The organism is Mycobacterium sp., from assembly GCF_049673265.1.
GTDB lineage: Bacteria > Actinomycetota > Actinomycetes > Mycobacteriales > Mycobacteriaceae > Mycobacterium.
In genome coordinates this window covers 1-15196 of sequence record NZ_JBATXN010000378.1, presented here as the reverse complement: position 1 = coordinate 15196, position 15196 = coordinate 1, and the positions used below count along the sequence as shown (strand labels likewise).

Below are 15196 nucleotides of genomic sequence, written 5' to 3'. Positions count from 1 at the left end.
GCTCAGGCCTGGCGTTTCATCGTGCTGCGGTCAGCCGAGCAGCGGGCGGTGGTGGCCAGGGCGGCTGCTCACGCGTTGGAGGTCATCGAGCCCGTCTACGGGATGAGTCGGCCGGCCGACGACGACCATAGCCGCCGCGCCCGTACTAACCGTGCGACCTACGAGTTGCACGATCGGGCCGGCCAATTCACGTCAGTTCTGTTCGCGCAGAAGCATTTTCCGACGGCTTCCGAGCTGCTGCTCGGTGGGTCGATCTTCCCGGCGATGCAGAATTTCTTGCTGGCTGCTCGCGCCCAGGGCCTGGGCGCGTGCCTGACCAGCTGGGGCGCTTACGGCGGCGAGCAACTGCTTCGGGACGCCGTCGGCATGCCCGACGATTGGATGGTCGCCGGCCACATCGTGGTGGGCTGGCCCAAAGGCAGGCATGGACCGGTGCGTCGTCGACCGCTGACCGAGGTGGTCAACGTCGACCGCTGGGATGAGTCGGCGCGCGAGTTCGTCGGGGGCGAGACCTGACCCGCGAAAACGGCTGTGGCACTGCGGAGAATACCGGCTTCACCCGCAGTTAAGGCTTGTTAGACCTGTCCAGCTGCGCCTGCAACGCCGAGGCTCCAAGGCTGGGGTCCTTTGTGCGCTGCGACATTGCGTGGATGGAGACGTCGTGGCCTTCGGCGGCCTTGCGTAGTGCGGCCACGGTGGCTTGTTCGCGTGTGATGTGAGTGAACGGATCGAAGTGATACCAGCGCATGGCGTTCTGGTAGGTCATCTTGTTGATCTCGTTGTCGGGCACGCTGTTGCGGGTCAGCACCTCGTGCAGCTGTTCGGGTGCCGCGGGCCACATGGAATCTGAGTGCGGGTAGTCGGCCTCCCAGCAGATGTTGTCGATGCCGATCTCATTGCGCAAGGCGACCCCGACATGGTCGGAGATGAAGCAGGTCAAGAAGTGCTCGCGGAACACCTCCGACGGCAGTTTGCCGTTGAAGTCCTGCCCGGTCCACGTCGAATGCATCTCGTAGGTGCGATCGGCGCGCTCGAGGAAGTAGGGGATCCAGCCAGTGCCGCCCTCAGAAAGGGCGATCTTGAGGCCGGGGTATTTCTTGATCGGCGCCGACCACAACAGATCGGCGGCGGCTTGCACGATGTTCATCGGCTGCAAGGTGATCATCACGTCCATCGGCGCGTCCGGGGCCGTGATGGCCAGCCGGCCCGAAGAGCCGATGTGCACATTCATCACGGTGTCGGTATCCACCAATGCCTGCCACAACGGCGTCCAGTGCTCGTCGTGAAAGCTCGGGTAGCCCATGGCAGCGGGGTTTTCGGTGAACGTCAGCGCGTGCACGCCACGCTTGGCATTGCGGCGCACCTCCTTAGCGCAGGCCTCGGGGTCCCAGATCACCGGCAGACACATCGGAATGAACCGCGCCGGATAGGCACCGCACCACTCCTCCACATGCCAGTCGTTGTAGGCCTGCAACAACGCCAAACTGAATTCCCGATCTTCGGTCACAAACAGGCGACCCGCGAAGCCCGGGAAGGTCGGGAAGGAAACCGACCCCAGCATGCCCCCGGCGTTCATATCCTTGATCCGCTCGTCAACGTTGTAGCAGCCCGGCCGGATCTCATCCAGTCCCTGCGGTTCGAGCCCGTACTCCTCTTTGGGGCGGCCGGCTACTGAGTTGAGGGCGACGTTGGGGATCACGACATCGCGAAACTGCCACGTATCACTCCCATCGGGGTTGTGCACCAACCGCGGCGCCTCATCCAAATACTTGTTCGGCAAGTGGTTTTTGAACATGTCCGGAGGCTCAACGATGTGGTCGTCCACGCTAATCAGGATCATGTCGTCTTTGTTCATGCCTGTTCCCCTTTACCGTATGGGCGACAGCATAGCCAGAACACGCTTTGCGTTGCAGTTGAACCGAACCGAAGCGCCACCCGTCATCGGAAACGGTGGTGCAGCCGGTAATCCGAACGGAGGAGTGAATTGGCGAAGACGACCAAACCGACCGACCAATGGCCGGCGATGCTGGGTTCGATCGGGCAAGCGGTCAGCCGGTATGGACTGGCCCTAACGCTGGCGTGGATCGGCTTCGGTAAGTACGTCAAGATGGAAGCCCGGGTCTTGATCGAGCACAGCCCGTTGATGAGTTGGGTCTATGACGTGTTCAGCGTAAACACCGTCGCGCGGGGTTTGGGAACGCTGGAAATCGTTGCGGCGATTCTGATCTGCCTTCGCCCGCTGTCGCCGCGGTTATCGGCAATCGGTAGCGGGATGGGGATCGTCCTGTTCTGCGGGACGCTGAGCTTTTTGTTCACCACCCCCGGTGTGGCCAACCAGTTCGTCGGACCCGTTCCGGTGCTCTCCGCGCTGCCCGGCCAGTTTCTGCTCAAAGACGTTGTGCTGCTGGGTGTTGCGATTTGGACGCTCGGCGAGGCGCTGAAAGCACACCGGATGACGTCAGCTTTTGATCCCGACCGTGATCAAGTCCGAGATGGCTCGGGTTAGTAGTGGCCGCCGCACTCGGTGCTGCTCCGCGATGGTGAAGCCCGCGCCCTCGAACAAGCGCCGCATCTCGGCGGGCGACGGGTGATGCGCAGGCTTCCACTTGCTGGTCGACGGTCCCTGCGGAAGTAGTTGGCGCGCACTGAGAGTCGAGACCGCCGCCAGCCCGCCGGATGACAGCACGCGATGGAATTCGCGCAATGCCGCGGGTTGATCGAAGAAGTGAAACGCCGACGTTGTCACGACCGCGTCCAACGCGCCGTCCTCAAACGGAAGCTGCTCGGCGGGTCCACGCAACCACTGCACGCCGGCCGAGCGGGCGCGTGCTGCCTTCAGCATGCCGTCGGACATGTCCACGCCGTAGACCTGCCCGGGGTGCAGCTCGTTTTCAATCCGATCTGCCAGAATACCTGTGCCACAGGCGATGTCAGCTACCCGCGCTGAGGAGTGCGCGCGCAGCTGCGCGACCACCTCGTCGTGCGCGGGCCGGTATACCCACTGCTGCAGAAACGGCAGGTTATAGGCCGGCGCCGCGAAACTCCAGAACCGCGTGACGGCGTCGTTGAAACCGCGACGTTGCGCTGCCACAGTTGGCCTGGTCACTTGACCGAGGTGTAGTAGACCGTATCGGCCACCGACACCGAGTCGTTGCCGTGCGGCATAGGGGGAAGCCCGAACTCGGCCAGCAGTTGACTCATCGGCGTCCCGGTCGAGCGCCAACCCAATGTGTCGAGATAAACGGCGACGTCGTTGCGATCGCCCTCATAGCCGAGTTCGGAGAACTCGAGGTCGAAACCGTGCGCACGCCATTTCTCGGTAGCCTTGCGCATCATCTCCCGCGCCTGCTCATGGTCGACCTCCGACATGTCCGGGATGGCCTCGGTGGCCAGGCGGCTGCCGGCTGCACTGAGCGCAGAGATGTTGTCCAGCAGGCGGTCTTGCGCTTCGGGCGGCAGATAACCGAGCAGGCCCTCGGCGATCCACGCGGTCGGTTGGATGTGGTCGAAACCCGCCTCGATCAACGCGGCGGGCCAGTCGTTTCGAAGGTCGATCGCGACGGCACGGCGATCGGCGGTCGGCTGGGCGCCCAGATCGGCCAGCGTGGTGGTTTTGAAAGCAATAACCTGAGGCTGGTCGACTTCAAACACCGTCATACCGGCGGGCCAGTCCAATCGGTAGGCGCGAGCGTCAAGACCGGATGCGAGGATCACCGCTTGGCGGATGCCGGCCTGCGTCGCCTCTTTGAAGAACGAGTCGAAAAACCGGGTGCGGGCGGCCATCGCGTCGGGCATCTGCTGGAGCTTCCAGCTGGACTCGTCGTCGTCGATGTCGGCGGCGGCCAGATCTCCGGCGGCCCACCTCGTCAGGAAATCCACCCCGACGGCCCGGACCAGCGGCTCGGCGAACCGGTCGTCGATCAGCGGGTTGTCGGCTTTGGTGGCGATCGCACGGGCGGCGGCAACCATCGTCGCTGTCGCTCCCACGCTGGTCGCGAGGTCCCAGGTGTCGTTGTCGGTGCGCGGCATCGCGTGCTCCTAAAGTTCAGATCAGCATTACTTAGTTAGTATAACGAGTATTTAGCCCGTATAACAAGTCAGCCGGTGAGCCGACCTTCAGGAGCCTGGCGCGTTGATGAACCAGACGGTCTCTTCCCGCAGGCTGCGGCTGCGCCAGCCGTCATCGGTGCGGACCAATCCATGGTGGTAGTACCCGCCGCAATAACTAAGTTCGGTCATCCCCGGCAGCTGCATGGGGTTGTAGAACATCGCGCGCACCTGTGCGGCGTTGCCGTCGATCTCACTTTCGATGTTGGTGATGTAGTGCATCGACATCGGAAGCGCGGTGAACCCTTGGGCCAGCCAGTCGGCCACCTGCTCGCGGCTGCCGGCGATGGCTCCGCCCGACGAGTAGTCGATGTGTGCATCGTCGGTGAATACCGATCGATACAAATCCCAGTCCTTGGTGTCTACGGCGCGGGCGTACCTATTGAGCAGCGCGGTTATTTCCAGTTCGTCGCTGATCCGCCGTAGGTCCATCCGAGATGCTCCTCGTTGATTAATGGCCGATGCGCCCTGCCCACTCCAGCAGCTGTCGCCAGAGCAGGTGACGGGTTGAGGCCATGTTGTGGCAGTGCCCGCTGCCGGGAACAACCACCGTGGTGATATCGGTACTGCGGGCGTAGAACTGCGCCTCAGCGCCGGGGTCGGGCGATACGTCGACTTCGCCGTAGCCGAGTAGAACCGGCACGTCCACCAGCGCCGCTTCCTCGCTCACCACGCCTGGAATTGCGCCTGCCGAAAAGCAGCGCGGCACAACGGACCTCGTCATACGATCATCTGCCTCGAGCACTGCCGCAGGGACGTCAGGTAGGTGAAACCAGCCTTGCTGGAAGTCCCGAATGGCTTCGGTGTATGGCTCGGGGATCATGCTGGCGAATTGATCGGCCAATACCTTGCGGCCATGCGGTGTGGCGGCCGCGGCGATGAAATCCGGGTTGAGGTTCAGCGGTGCGACGTGTTGGTTGGTGCAGCCTAGAAGGGCCAGTCCGGCATAACTGGCATGCGCGGCTTGTTGCAGGATGGCGAGGTAACCGCCGAGGGAATGCGCAAAGGCGATGGGAGATGCTGTGCTGCCGGTGATTTCGGACAGCTCGTTCAGCGCACACGTCAGTGCGGTGGCGATGTCTTGCAATCCGATATCGCGGGCAGGCTTGCTGCTTTCGCCGGTGCCCAGCGGATCGATGGCGACGACGGCGTAGCCGTGCTCGACGGCGTACTCGGCGAAGTTGTACCCCGGCTGGTCCGCCACATCCAAGTGCCAGTAGAGCCGGTTGTATGTCCCGCCGGGCAGGCACACCAACACCATTGGATTAGGTGTGACGGCAGGATAGTAGGTCGCGGCGAGCGAAGCCGGCTCACCGATGGCCTCGCCGACGTCGAGCCGCAGGGTCTGCTTGTCAGGCATGTGTTGCTCCAGCAGCTCGCGCCACCCGCCGCCCGATGACGCCGATCTGCTTGCGGGTCAGGGCCTGTAGCGGATGGACGGCCACGATCATTGCGACTCGTCGTCGATGGTCGAACACGGGCGCGGCGATCGTCGCTACCGGCTGTGCGTGCCGGGGAGCGTCGTCGTCCGAGAGCAAGCCGATCGTGGTGAATTCGGCCAGCAGCTGATCGGTGATCTCGCGTACGTGGGCCGGTAGCCCGTCGCTGGGTAAGGTCCCAACGACGTGCGCCGCACGGGTCAGCGCGGGCGTCGTGCAGTCCACTTCGAATCCGCGCTCGCGGGTACGGGACAGCATCTCTTCAAGACGGCGCGCCAACGCGGAATCTGTTGCGGTGCTGCGCTGAATCCACGCGCTCTGTTCCTCGTCGGTGTCCCAGGCGGCGAACGCGACCCCGAACGGCGGGGCGTAGCGGATCCGGTCGCCGGGTGCGCCGCCGGACTTCCGGCCGGGATCCTCGAACGCAGTAATCACCAACGAATCGCCGAACCGCTCTACCACCGAAGCGGCGTAGCCCAATTGCTCGGCGAGCTGTAGTGCGGCCTCACGCGCGGTGTGCGCCAGCGGCCGCGCAGTGTCCATCCGCGCCGCCACCGATGCGAAAGCGGGACCCAGCGAAAACGTCTTGTCGACCGGATCGCGGCTGGCCCAGCCGCGGGCACAAAGCGTCGTCAGAATGGCGTGCGCCGTCGCCTGCGTGAGCTCGAGTTTGCGCACCACATCGGAGAACCGCAGTCGCTCGTTGCCCGGCCCGGCGAGCAGCTCGACGACGTCGAGGACGCGCGTGGTGGGGGCCGAAGGCGGAATGGCTTGACTTCCTTACTGCGCGGTTCCTAGTGTGAAGCTCAAATTATCGAGATGCTATCTCGAATAGTCGAGAATGCCAAGTGCGGAGGAGTGGACGGGTGCGTGCGGTGGTGTTGCGCGACGGGCGGCTCGACGTCCGTGAGATCGCCGATCCGGTTCCCGGTCCGGGGGAATTGCTGCTGCGAACCCTGAGCACCGCGATCTGCGCGTCGGACGTGCATTTCATGGACCACCCGGAGATGGGAGTCAATGACCCGACCGGCCGCTCGCTCTACGACGAAAGCCGCGACATCGTGCTTGGCCATGAGTTTGTCGGCGAAGTCGTCGGACACGGATCCGGCTGCACAGAACAGTTTCCGGTCGGCACCCGGGTGACGTCCATCCCGATCCGTCTGGTCAACGGTGGCGCCGATGGCGCGCGGATCATCGGTCAGCATCCGGAGGCGCAGGGCAGTTTCGGCGAATTGGTGGTCGTCGCCGAGACGTTGGCCAAGTCGGTCGACGGCGCCATATCAAGCGACGCCGCGGCTCTGACCGACGCGTTCGCGGTCGGTGAGTTTTATGTGCGCTCCGCGAAGATGGAGCCGGGGGAGGTTCCGGTCGTCATCGGTGCAGGCGCGATCGGGCTGTCGGCCGTCGTTGCGCTGGCCAACCGGGGCCTCGAGCCGATCATCGTGTCGGACTACAACTCCGAACGCCGTGAACTGGCTTGCAACCGCTTCGGGGCGCACATCGCGGTCGACCCGGCCGAAACTTCTCCGTTCGACGCGTGGCGCGAGGTACGCGCCGAGCGTGGGCTCTGGGGTTCGCTTGTTGTCTTTGAATGCGTTGGCGCCGCGGGCCTGATCCAGAAGATCGTGGATTCCGCCGACATGGGCACTCGGATCTATTGCGCCGGCGGCTGGTACACCGGTGATTCGCTGAGCGTCACCGATGCGACCCGTCAGGGTGTCACCATTCAATTCGGCGGCGGCCCGCACCCGCAGGACTGGTACGGCACCCTCGACGCGATCGCTTCCGGGCGACTCGATCCGCTCCCGAGCGTCGGGGCGGTCATTAGTCTCGACGAGGTGCCCGACGCCCTGGACTTGGCCCGAGCCTCCGACGGCCCGCCTCGAATCGTCATCCACCCGAACGGAGACGTCTTGTGACCGAACGAGAAGACCGTCAGGACATCACCGATGTCCTGACGCGCTATGCCACCGGGATCGACCGGCGCGACTGGCCGTTGTTCCGCACGGTGTTCACCGACGACTGCGAACTCGATTACGGCGAAATCGGTGCGTGGAACGGTGTAGACGCGGTAACCGACTTCATGGACAAGACGCACGCGCTGGCAGGCCACACCTTGCACCGCATGACGAACCAAGTGATCACCGTCGACGGCGACTCGGCTCAGTCGCGCACCTATGTCGATGCGCTGATCATGATGGGCGACAACAAGTCCGGTGTGAACGGAATCGGTTACTACGACGACGAACTGGTCCGCACCGATACCGGATGGCGCATCGCCCGCCGTCGCTTCACCGCGGTACGAGTCGCAACCGTCGGTGAGTCAACATGACGTTCACAGCTAAGTACGGGCCGTGGGCGCTGGTGGCCGGCGCATCCGACGGTGTGGGCGCCGCCTTCGCCGAGGGCCTCGCCGAGCGCGGAGTCAACGTGGTGCTGGTGGCGCGGCGCCAGGCCGTGCTCGATGAGGTAGCCGCCGCGATCACCGCTCGCACTGGTGTCGAAACCCGCACGCTGGCAGCCGATCTCGCCGAGCGCGATGCGGCGTCCGTCGTGGCAGCCGCCACCGACGACCTCGATATCGGCTTCCTGGCCTACTGTGCAGGCGCCGATCCCAACTTCGAGCCGTTCCTGGCCAACCCGATAACCGCCGCCGAAGCGATGGTGCACCGCAACTGCATGGTGCCGATGCAGCTGTGTCATCACTTCGCACCGGCAATGGTGCAGCGGGGCAGCGGCGGCATCGTGCTGTTTGGCTCGGGTGCCGGGCTCGCCGGTGGGCCGAATATGGTCGCCTACGGTGCCACCAAGGCGTTCGACATGGTCTTCGCCGAGGCGCTGTGGAGCGAATTGCATGACAAGGGTGTCGACGTGCTCGGTCTGATCCTCGGCAAGACGGACACACCCGCATTGCGCCGCCTCGAACACAGCCGCGGGGTGCTCAGCTCGGAAGACCAGGCGCCGCCGGACGCCGCCGGTGTCGACCAGGTCATCAGCGAAGCATTCGAAAACCTCAGCAATGGGCCGACTTTGATGGTTGGTGACATGATGCGCGCCGCGGTGCAGATGCTGTCCTCGGTGACACGCAACGAAGCGGTCAGCTTGATGATCCAAGCCCAAGCCGCCGTCATGGGCAGTGGCAGTGACTGAGTATCACGCATTAATTTGCTTGATGAACACGCCGACCCGGTTGATCAGTCCGTCCCGATTCTGCTCGAACACAAGGCATTCAGGGTATTCGGTGGGGACGCCGTCGATGTCGAAGGTCTCGCTCAGCTCGACGTAGCACACCCGATCCGAGGCATGTGAGATTCTCTTCACGTCCAAGCGGTAACCGTTCAGCGACGCGAATACGCCCTGGAGGAACTTCAGATACGGTTGCTTGCCTTCGACGACGTCGCAGTACGGGCCTTCCCGGATCAAGTCCTCGTCGGCGATGGTGGCCGCCAGGCCGTCCCAATCGTTGGCTGCCAGGCATGCCAGATAGCGCTCTACCGCCCCGGCCTCCATCGTTTGACCCATAGCATCGCCTCTCTGGACAAACCGTAGCTTTGCCGTCAAGTCAATCGCCGGTCAGGCGCTGCTGGCACGTCCTATACTTCCGCTGCGAGGGTAACCGCATTCTCCGCGTGCGAGAAGACACTTTCGTATTCGAGGAGGCGAGTCAGCAGGTGGCAGCAGCCTGTGCCGGCAAGGTCGCTCTGGTGACGGGGGCTAGTCGCGGGTTGGGGAAGGCGATCGCACAGCGATTGGCCGCCGAAGGCGCCACGGTTGGGATCACCGGACGCACCATGGAACCCGATCCCAAATATCAGGGTTCGCTTCAACAGACGCTCGAGGAGATCACCGCCGCCGGCGGGTCGGCGATCGCTATCCAGGCCGACCTGTCGAAGCCCGAGGAGCGAGAGCGACTCTTCGTCGAGATGGTTGAACGTGCCACCGCACCAGACATCTTGGTCAACAACGCCGCCGTGACGTTCCTTCGGCCCCTCGACGAGTTCCCAGAACGGCGTATGCGTCTGATGATTGAAATGCACGTGTTGGCGCCGATGCACCTCACTCAACTGGCCATCCCCGCGATGCGTGAACGTGGCCGGGGATGGGTCCTCAACATAACGTCGGTCGGCGGCGATCTGCCCGACGGTCCGCCATTCTCCGAGTTCGATCGCGCAGCCGGATTCGGGGTCTACGGCACCGTCAAAGCGGCCCTGAATCGTCTGACCAAAAGCCTTGCGGCCGAACTCTATACGGATGGCATCGCCGTCAACGCCGCCGCCCCTTCCAATCCGGTCGCCACCCCCGGCGCCGGCACGCTCGATCTGGCAAAGACCGACACCGAGGACATCGAACTCATCACGCAGACCGCGCTGACGCTGTGCACCGGCGATCCCAAATCGATGACCGGCCGGATCGCCCACACGCAGCCGTTCCTGCGCGAGATCGGCTGGCTGCGTTAGCCGCGCGGAATGCCGGCGAGCTTGTCGGCGAACTTTGCTTCGGCCGCCGCACGTAGCCGCAGCAAGTGCTCCGACGGAAACAGGTCGGGTGCGGGCTTGTGGTCTTTGAGCAACAGCCGCGCCAAAGTCACTTTGTGCACCTCGGTCGGCCCGTCGGCCAGTCCCAGTACGAAGGACTCCACCATGTGCTGGACGAATGGCATCTCGTGGGTGACACCAAGCGATCCGTGCAGCTGCAGCGCACGCGCCGACACGTCGTGCAACACCTTCTGCATCATCGCCTTGACCGCCGAGATATCGGCGCGAACAGCCTTGTAGTCGTTGTGCTGGTCGATCTTCCACGCTGTCTGCAAAGTCAGCAGCCGGAACGCTTCGATCTCCATCCACGAGTCGGCCACCATCTGTTGGACCAGCTGCTTGTCGCCCAACATGTCACCCTGGGTGTGCCGGGAAACCGCGCGCTCGCAAAGCATGTCGAATATCCGACGGACCAGGCCGACCGTACGCATCGCGTGGTGAATGCGGCCACCGCCGAGCCGGGTCTGAGCGACGACGAAGGCACCACCCCGTGGTCCCAGCATGTGGTCGGCGGGAACCCGGACATTCTCATACCGCACGTAACCCTCGCGTCCTCCGCCGCCGAGCGGCTGGTAACCGAGACCGACGTCGCGTAACACGTTGATGCCGGGTGTTTCACCGGGCACGACGAACATCGAGTGGCGTTGGTAGGGCGGCGCATCCGGATCCGTCACCGCCATGACGATCAAGAACGAGGCGATGGACGCGAACGACGAAAACCACTTCTCGCCGTTGATGACCCAATCATCGCCGTCCTGGACCGCGGTCGTGGTGAACACTTTCGGGTCCGCGCCGCCTTGCGGCTCGGTCATCGAGAAGCACGACACGATCCGGTTGTCCAGCAGCGGCTCAAGATAACGCGCCTTGAGTTCCGGGGTGCCGTAGTGCGCCAAGATTTCGCTGTTACCGGAATCGGGCGCCTGCGAACCGAACACGATCGGCGCACATTCGGATCGGCCCAGGATCTCGTTGAGCAACGCCAATTGCACCTGGCCGTGTCCCGGTCCACCCAGATGCGGACCTAGGTGAGTGGCCCACAACCCACGCTCTTTCACGATCTGCTGCAGCGGGGGAATCAGTGCTTGGCGCACCGGGTCGTTGAGGTCGTGAGATTCCTTGACAATCAGATCGATTGGCTCACACTCGGCGCGTACGAACTCGTCGACCCAGACGAGTTGCGCGGCCCATTCAGGGTCGGTCGAGAAATCCCAGGCCACCGGTCGTCCTTTCGCTACTTAAGTGTTCGATGACCACGTCTGCCTGCGGGCTGCCGCTTCCTCGGTGGCGTGGCTGAGCACTTGATTGCGGTTCTCAAGTTCAAGCGCCGCGTCCAGCCCCGCCGCGTCGGTGTTGACCTGTACCGCCCGTTTGGTCAGCTGGACGCCCAGCGGGGTGAGTTGCGCAATGTGCACGGCTATTTCGAGCGCGCGGTCGGATAACAGGCCGGGTTCGACCAGCTCGCTGACCAATCCTCGCCGGTCGGCTTCCTCGGCTGAGACCGTGCGGCCAGTCAGCATCCAGTCAGCTGCCGCACTGGCACCGACGATGCGCGGCAAAAAGTAGCTCATTCCCATCTCGGCGCCGGACAGACCTAGCAGTATCGCCGCGTTGCCGAATGTCGCTGCGGTCGAGCAGATTCTGATGTCTGCGGCCAGGCACAGCGCCAAGCCCGCGCCCACGCACGGACCGTTAATCGCGGCTATCACCGGCTGCGGAAGGTCGCGAATCGCCTGCGGCAGTGCGGCCATCGTCTCCTGGAAGCGCATGCGGTCGATCGCGGGAGCTGTCGCCTCGGGTATGTCCGGACCGAAGTCGCGCATGTCGATGCCGGAGCAGAACCCGCGGCCTGCGCCGGTCAGGACGACGGCGTAGACGGATGTGTCTGCGGCCAAGGCGGCCAAGGTCTGCTTGAGCTCGCCGACCATGACGTCGTTGATCGCGTTGAGCCGCTCGGGTCGGTTGAGCTGTAGCACCGCCACGCCGGCGTGCGGTGTCTGCACGCTCAGTGTCTGATTGACCGTCAATCGAGCGCCCTTCGTCGCGAGCCCGACCGCGGCGCCTCGGCTGAGACGCGAATTCGCGGATCAGGAGAATGCTATTCTTCCGGCGCGGGCCCATGCAATCGGGTCTAGATGAAGTCCGAGCCTCCGTCGACATTTACTGTTGCGCCGGTGACATAGCCGTTGCGCTGAGAGGCCAGGTAGGCGGTGATCGAGGCAATCTCCTCGGGAAGCCCCGCCCGACCCAGATCGCATGGCTGATGGAAGTTGTTGTCGATCCAGGTCATCACATCGTGCGGGTTGGTGGCGTCGAGACCGTCGGCGGCAAGGATGTCCTTGAGTTGCTCGGTGAAGCTAGCGGTGACAATGGTTCCCGGGCAAACGCAATTGACCAGGATTCCTTCTTTAGCAAGGCTTTTCGATAGGTTCTTGGTGACGCTGGACAGCGCCGCCTTCGATGCCGTGTAAGCGACGATACGCGGGTTCTGCCGTTGAATGGAATGCGCAGACAGCGTCACAATGCGGGCCCAGTCTGCGGCGCGCAACATCGGCAGCGCCGCGCGGACAGAACGCACGCCCGACATGGTGCCAAGCGTGAACGCGGCGTCCCATTCGGTGTCATCCATCTGCTCGAAGTAGCCGTCGGCCGGGCCGATGGTGTGAACCAGGCTGTTCAGCTCCCCCCAGCGATCGGACACTTCGGAAAAGCCGTTGGCGATGGACGCGGCATCGGTCATGTCCACGCTGATCCCGACGGCGTCAGGCGCACCTGCCCTTGACAGCGATTCGACCGCGGCGTCAAGAGCCGCCCTGCCTCTGGCCATCACGGCGACACTGGCCCCTTCGGTCGCCAGGGTTTGAGCGATCGCTAGCCCCATGCCCTTGCTGCCGCCGGTGACGACTGCTGTCGATCCAGCCAAACCCAGATCCATTTGCCACTCCCTACAATCGGTCGCGCGCGGCGATATCAGCGATCGTTTCGTCCGCCACCTTTAGTCCGCGCAAGCAGAAACGGAGAGCACGTTGGCGGACCTCCCCGCGTTGGCAGTCGCCTGCGGCCCATTGCCGTTCAGTGCTCGCCCACACCGCGCCCTGAATGGATTGTGCGTCGGTCACCGGGTCGATGTCGTGGAACAAGCCACGACTCAGTCCGCGGTGCAGTTGCTCGATGAGCGGCTTGAGCATCTCCTCGTAAGCGGGCTGGATCAGCTCAGGAGCGGCGAACATCTGTGACTGCGCCTCCAAAGACAGCTGGCGCAGATCGGATTTGATGTTCTCGTCGAACGCCAGGTCGAGGCGCCCGTCGATCCATGCGGCAACCGCCTCGACGGGGTTGGCGGCCTTCGCCATGGCTCTTCTGAGTCTGCGCATTTCAACACGTGCCATCTCGAGAAAGACCGCGGCAACCACCTCGTCCTTCGATTCGAAATGCCGGTAGAACGCACGGGTGCTCAGCGCGGCGCGTTCGAGGACAGCAGCGACGCTAAGTCCCCGTACTCCTTGTGCACGCAGTGTTTCCGATGCGGCTGCCACGATTACGCGCCGCACATCGGCGTTCGGCGCAAGTTTGCTTCGCTGCCGAGTACGTGGGCCGGTCATGCGGTCGCGTCGTAGGCGCGCAGGTAGTCCGCGAACCGCTCGCGAACACCCTTGGGAGTAAGCCCATAATCGGCCAAATCATAGTCATGCGCGCCACGTGACCCGGGTTGGTGCTGATGGGCCCACCGCTCGACGGAACGCGCGGTTGCATCGGCAAACGGCAAGCCCAAAGACGCATAACTCGCCTGCAACGTGCCCACTGGATCGTGCTGCAAGTCGGCGAAGGCGACATCGGAAAACCGGCCGTTACCAACCCGTTTGCGGAAGTCCATCGCCCGACGAGTAGCCTCCGCCCAGCTGTCGAGCTGCTCTGCGCCAAGCTCCTTCGGGTCGTCGCGGTCGCTGCTCCAGCTGCGCACGTACCGAATGAGGCTGCATACCGAGCCGATGACTTTGGCGGGATCGCGATGGCTCCACAGGAATTTCGCGTCCGGATACGCCTCGACGAGGGCATCGAGGGCGAACATGTGCACCGGAGTCTTGAGATGCCACAGCGTCGGCGGGCAATGCCACTGCAGCAGTTTGAGGACCCGACGATGAAACAGGTAGGTCTCGCGCATATCGCATTGCATCAGCCACGCCAGGTAACTCGGGACCCGGACAGCGCCGTCGAAGTGAAAGGTGCGAAAACTCATGCCCATCAGGTCCTGGCATTCGGTCGGCGCCGTCGGCTCGGAGTTGTAGAGCGTCTTCATCAGCGGGAACATGTCGTTCAGCATCCGCAGGCCTTCCTCGGCCTGGGCGATGCGCGGATCGGTGTGTTGGGTTGCGGCCTCCGGCGGTGGTGTCGGCGCCTGCGATTCCCACATCCGCAATGACCGGAACTGGGGATCAGCAGCCACCAATTGGCTCAGCGCCGTGGTCCCCGTGCGGGGTAGCCCAATGACAAAAACCGGTCCGCCCACTACCTCGTCGTCGATCTCTGGGTGCTGCGAGTAGGTGTCCTCGACATTGAGGCGCTGGATCAGCGCGTTGCTGATCGTGGCCTGTTGGATGATTCGGCCCATCTCAGACAGCTCGGCCTCGGTGTTCAACGCGTCAACGGTGCGTTCCAAACCTTCTCGGTAATAGGGCGACCCGAAGTCGTCCAGCCCGGTCGCCCCGCGGGCGCCGTCCTCCAACTCGTCAGCCGAGAACATCACAGCGCAAACCTTTCGTGCACCGCGCGCCGCCGCCGCGCAAGGACGGAGGCACGCTCGTCGGCGGTGATTCTCGCGGTGTCGGCCGGCAACACGGAAGCGACCTCGTCCAACGCCACTACTCGAGTGCTCGGCGTCGGCGCTGTGCTGGTACGGACGCAGCGCAGAATCATCGCGCCGTTGCTGAATCCGGCGGTGTCAAGCCAATTCGCCACCCCGGGATCGCGCGCACACATCACCACGCGAACTAGTCCGTCGGAGTCCATGACGGCCTGATGTCCGTTCAGGCTGGATTGGTGGCGACCGTAGTGAATCGTTTCCCACCACGGATTGCCGAGTGAAAAGCTCCAGTAAACTCCTTGGGGTGGTGCAACTTC

Annotated in this window: 18 protein-coding genes and 1 pseudogene; 6 read left to right on the top strand and 13 right to left on the bottom strand. The window is 63.7% G+C overall.

Features of this window, described 5'->3' with window-relative positions:
• The coding region (locus WBF82_RS13135; protein WP_424383447.1) for a nitroreductase family protein at window positions 1–516 on the top strand (516 nt) is incomplete at its 5' end.
• Window positions 517–565: 49 nt separating this feature from the next.
• On the opposite strand, the gene WBF82_RS13130 is transcribed toward WBF82_RS13135, so the two are convergent.
• The gene (locus WBF82_RS13130) at window positions 566–1855 is read right to left on the bottom strand and encodes an amidohydrolase family protein (RefSeq protein WP_424383446.1); all 1290 of its coding nucleotides are present in this window, start codon (window positions 1853–1855) and stop codon (window positions 566–568) included.
• Window positions 1856–2023: 168 nt separating this feature from the next.
• On the opposite strand from WBF82_RS13130, the gene WBF82_RS13125 reads away from it, so the two are divergent.
• Entirely contained in the window at window positions 2024–2506 is a 483-nt protein-coding gene (locus tag WBF82_RS13125) for a DUF417 family protein (RefSeq protein WP_424383451.1), read from the top strand.
• On the opposite strand, the gene WBF82_RS13120 is transcribed toward WBF82_RS13125, so the two are convergent.
• The 5 genes from WBF82_RS13120 to WBF82_RS13100 all read right to left on the bottom strand — a co-directional run bounded on the left by WBF82_RS13120 (window position 2459) and on the right by WBF82_RS13100 (window position 6314).
• Window positions 2459–3106: a class I SAM-dependent methyltransferase gene (locus tag WBF82_RS13120; RefSeq protein WP_424383445.1), complete on the bottom strand. Its 648-nt coding sequence runs from the start codon at window positions 3104–3106 to the stop codon at window positions 2459–2461. The two genes, WBF82_RS13125 and WBF82_RS13120, sit on opposite strands and share 48 nt — an antisense overlap.
• A complete protein-coding gene (locus WBF82_RS13115) occupies window positions 3103–4029 on the bottom strand; it encodes a class I SAM-dependent methyltransferase (RefSeq protein WP_424383444.1) in 927 nt (308 codons plus the stop codon). The genes WBF82_RS13120 and WBF82_RS13115 overlap by 4 nt, the downstream gene beginning before the upstream one ends.
• 87 nt (window positions 4030–4116) lie before the next feature.
• Window positions 4117–4539, bottom strand: a complete 423-nt coding sequence (locus WBF82_RS13110) for a nuclear transport factor 2 family protein (RefSeq protein WP_424383443.1) — start codon at window positions 4537–4539, stop codon at window positions 4117–4119.
• A 19-nt stretch (window positions 4540–4558) separates the two neighbouring features.
• A complete protein-coding gene (locus WBF82_RS13105) occupies window positions 4559–5467 on the bottom strand; it encodes an alpha/beta hydrolase (protein WP_424383442.1) in 909 nt (302 codons plus the stop codon).
• Entirely contained in the window at window positions 5460–6314 is an 855-nt protein-coding gene (locus tag WBF82_RS13100; protein ID WP_424383450.1) for a helix-turn-helix domain-containing protein, read from the bottom strand. Before WBF82_RS13100 ends, WBF82_RS13105 begins: the two co-directional genes overlap by 8 nt.
• Before the next feature lie 107 nt (window positions 6315–6421).
• Here WBF82_RS13100 and WBF82_RS13095 point away from each other — a divergent pair, with 107 nt between their 5' ends.
• Genes WBF82_RS13095 through WBF82_RS13085 form a run of 3 tightly spaced genes read left to right on the top strand, consistent with a single transcriptional unit; the run spans window position 6422 to window position 8696 of the window.
• Window positions 6422–7465 carry a zinc-binding dehydrogenase gene (locus WBF82_RS13095; RefSeq protein ID WP_424383449.1) on the top strand — a complete coding sequence of 348 codons (1044 nt, stop codon included), beginning with the start codon at window positions 6422–6424 and terminating at the stop codon, window positions 7463–7465.
• Complete coding sequence (locus WBF82_RS13090; RefSeq protein WP_424383441.1) at window positions 7462–7878, top strand: nuclear transport factor 2 family protein; 417 nt, start codon at window positions 7462–7464, stop codon at window positions 7876–7878. Before WBF82_RS13095 ends, WBF82_RS13090 begins: the two co-directional genes overlap by 4 nt.
• Window positions 7875–8696, top strand: coding sequence for an SDR family NAD(P)-dependent oxidoreductase (locus tag WBF82_RS13085; protein ID WP_424383440.1), 822 nt, complete (start codon window positions 7875–7877; stop codon window positions 8694–8696). The genes WBF82_RS13090 and WBF82_RS13085 overlap by 4 nt, the downstream gene beginning before the upstream one ends.
• Before the next feature lie 3 nt (window positions 8697–8699).
• Here WBF82_RS13085 and WBF82_RS13080 read toward each other — a convergent pair whose 3' ends face one another.
• Complete coding sequence (locus tag WBF82_RS13080) at window positions 8700–9068, bottom strand: nuclear transport factor 2 family protein (protein ID WP_424383439.1); 369 nt, start codon at window positions 9066–9068, stop codon at window positions 8700–8702.
• A gap of 149 nt (window positions 9069–9217) precedes the next feature.
• Here WBF82_RS13080 and WBF82_RS13075 point away from each other — a divergent pair, with 149 nt between their 5' ends.
• Window positions 9218–10003 carry an SDR family NAD(P)-dependent oxidoreductase gene (locus WBF82_RS13075; protein ID WP_424383448.1) on the top strand — a complete coding sequence of 262 codons (786 nt, stop codon included), beginning with the start codon at window positions 9218–9220 and terminating at the stop codon, window positions 10001–10003.
• Here WBF82_RS13075 and WBF82_RS13070 read toward each other — a convergent pair.
• From WBF82_RS13070 to WBF82_RS13045, 6 genes and pseudogenes are all read right to left on the bottom strand, one after another.
• Window positions 10000–11298: an acyl-CoA dehydrogenase family protein gene (locus WBF82_RS13070; protein ID WP_424383438.1), complete on the bottom strand. Its 1299-nt coding sequence runs from the start codon at window positions 11296–11298 to the stop codon at window positions 10000–10002. The genes WBF82_RS13075 and WBF82_RS13070 overlap by 4 nt on opposite strands.
• An 18-nt stretch (window positions 11299–11316) precedes the next feature.
• Complete coding sequence (locus tag WBF82_RS13065; RefSeq protein ID WP_424383437.1) at window positions 11317–12105, bottom strand: enoyl-CoA hydratase/isomerase family protein; 789 nt, start codon at window positions 12103–12105, stop codon at window positions 11317–11319.
• Between the two features lie 104 nt (window positions 12106–12209).
• Window positions 12210–13013, bottom strand: coding sequence for an SDR family NAD(P)-dependent oxidoreductase (locus WBF82_RS13060; RefSeq protein ID WP_424383436.1), 804 nt, complete (start codon window positions 13011–13013; stop codon window positions 12210–12212).
• A 10-nt stretch (window positions 13014–13023) separates the two neighbouring features.
• Window positions 13024–13680, bottom strand: a complete 657-nt coding sequence (locus tag WBF82_RS13055) for a TetR/AcrR family transcriptional regulator (RefSeq protein WP_424383435.1) — start codon at window positions 13678–13680, stop codon at window positions 13024–13026.
• Entirely contained in the window at window positions 13677–14822 is a 1146-nt protein-coding gene (locus WBF82_RS13050; protein WP_424383434.1) for a sulfotransferase family protein, read from the bottom strand. Before WBF82_RS13050 ends, WBF82_RS13055 begins: the two co-directional genes overlap by 4 nt.
• Window positions 14819–15196: pseudogene (locus WBF82_RS13045) on the bottom strand (DUF1214 domain-containing protein); the annotation flags it as partial. The gene WBF82_RS13050 and the pseudogene WBF82_RS13045, both read right to left, overlap by 4 nt.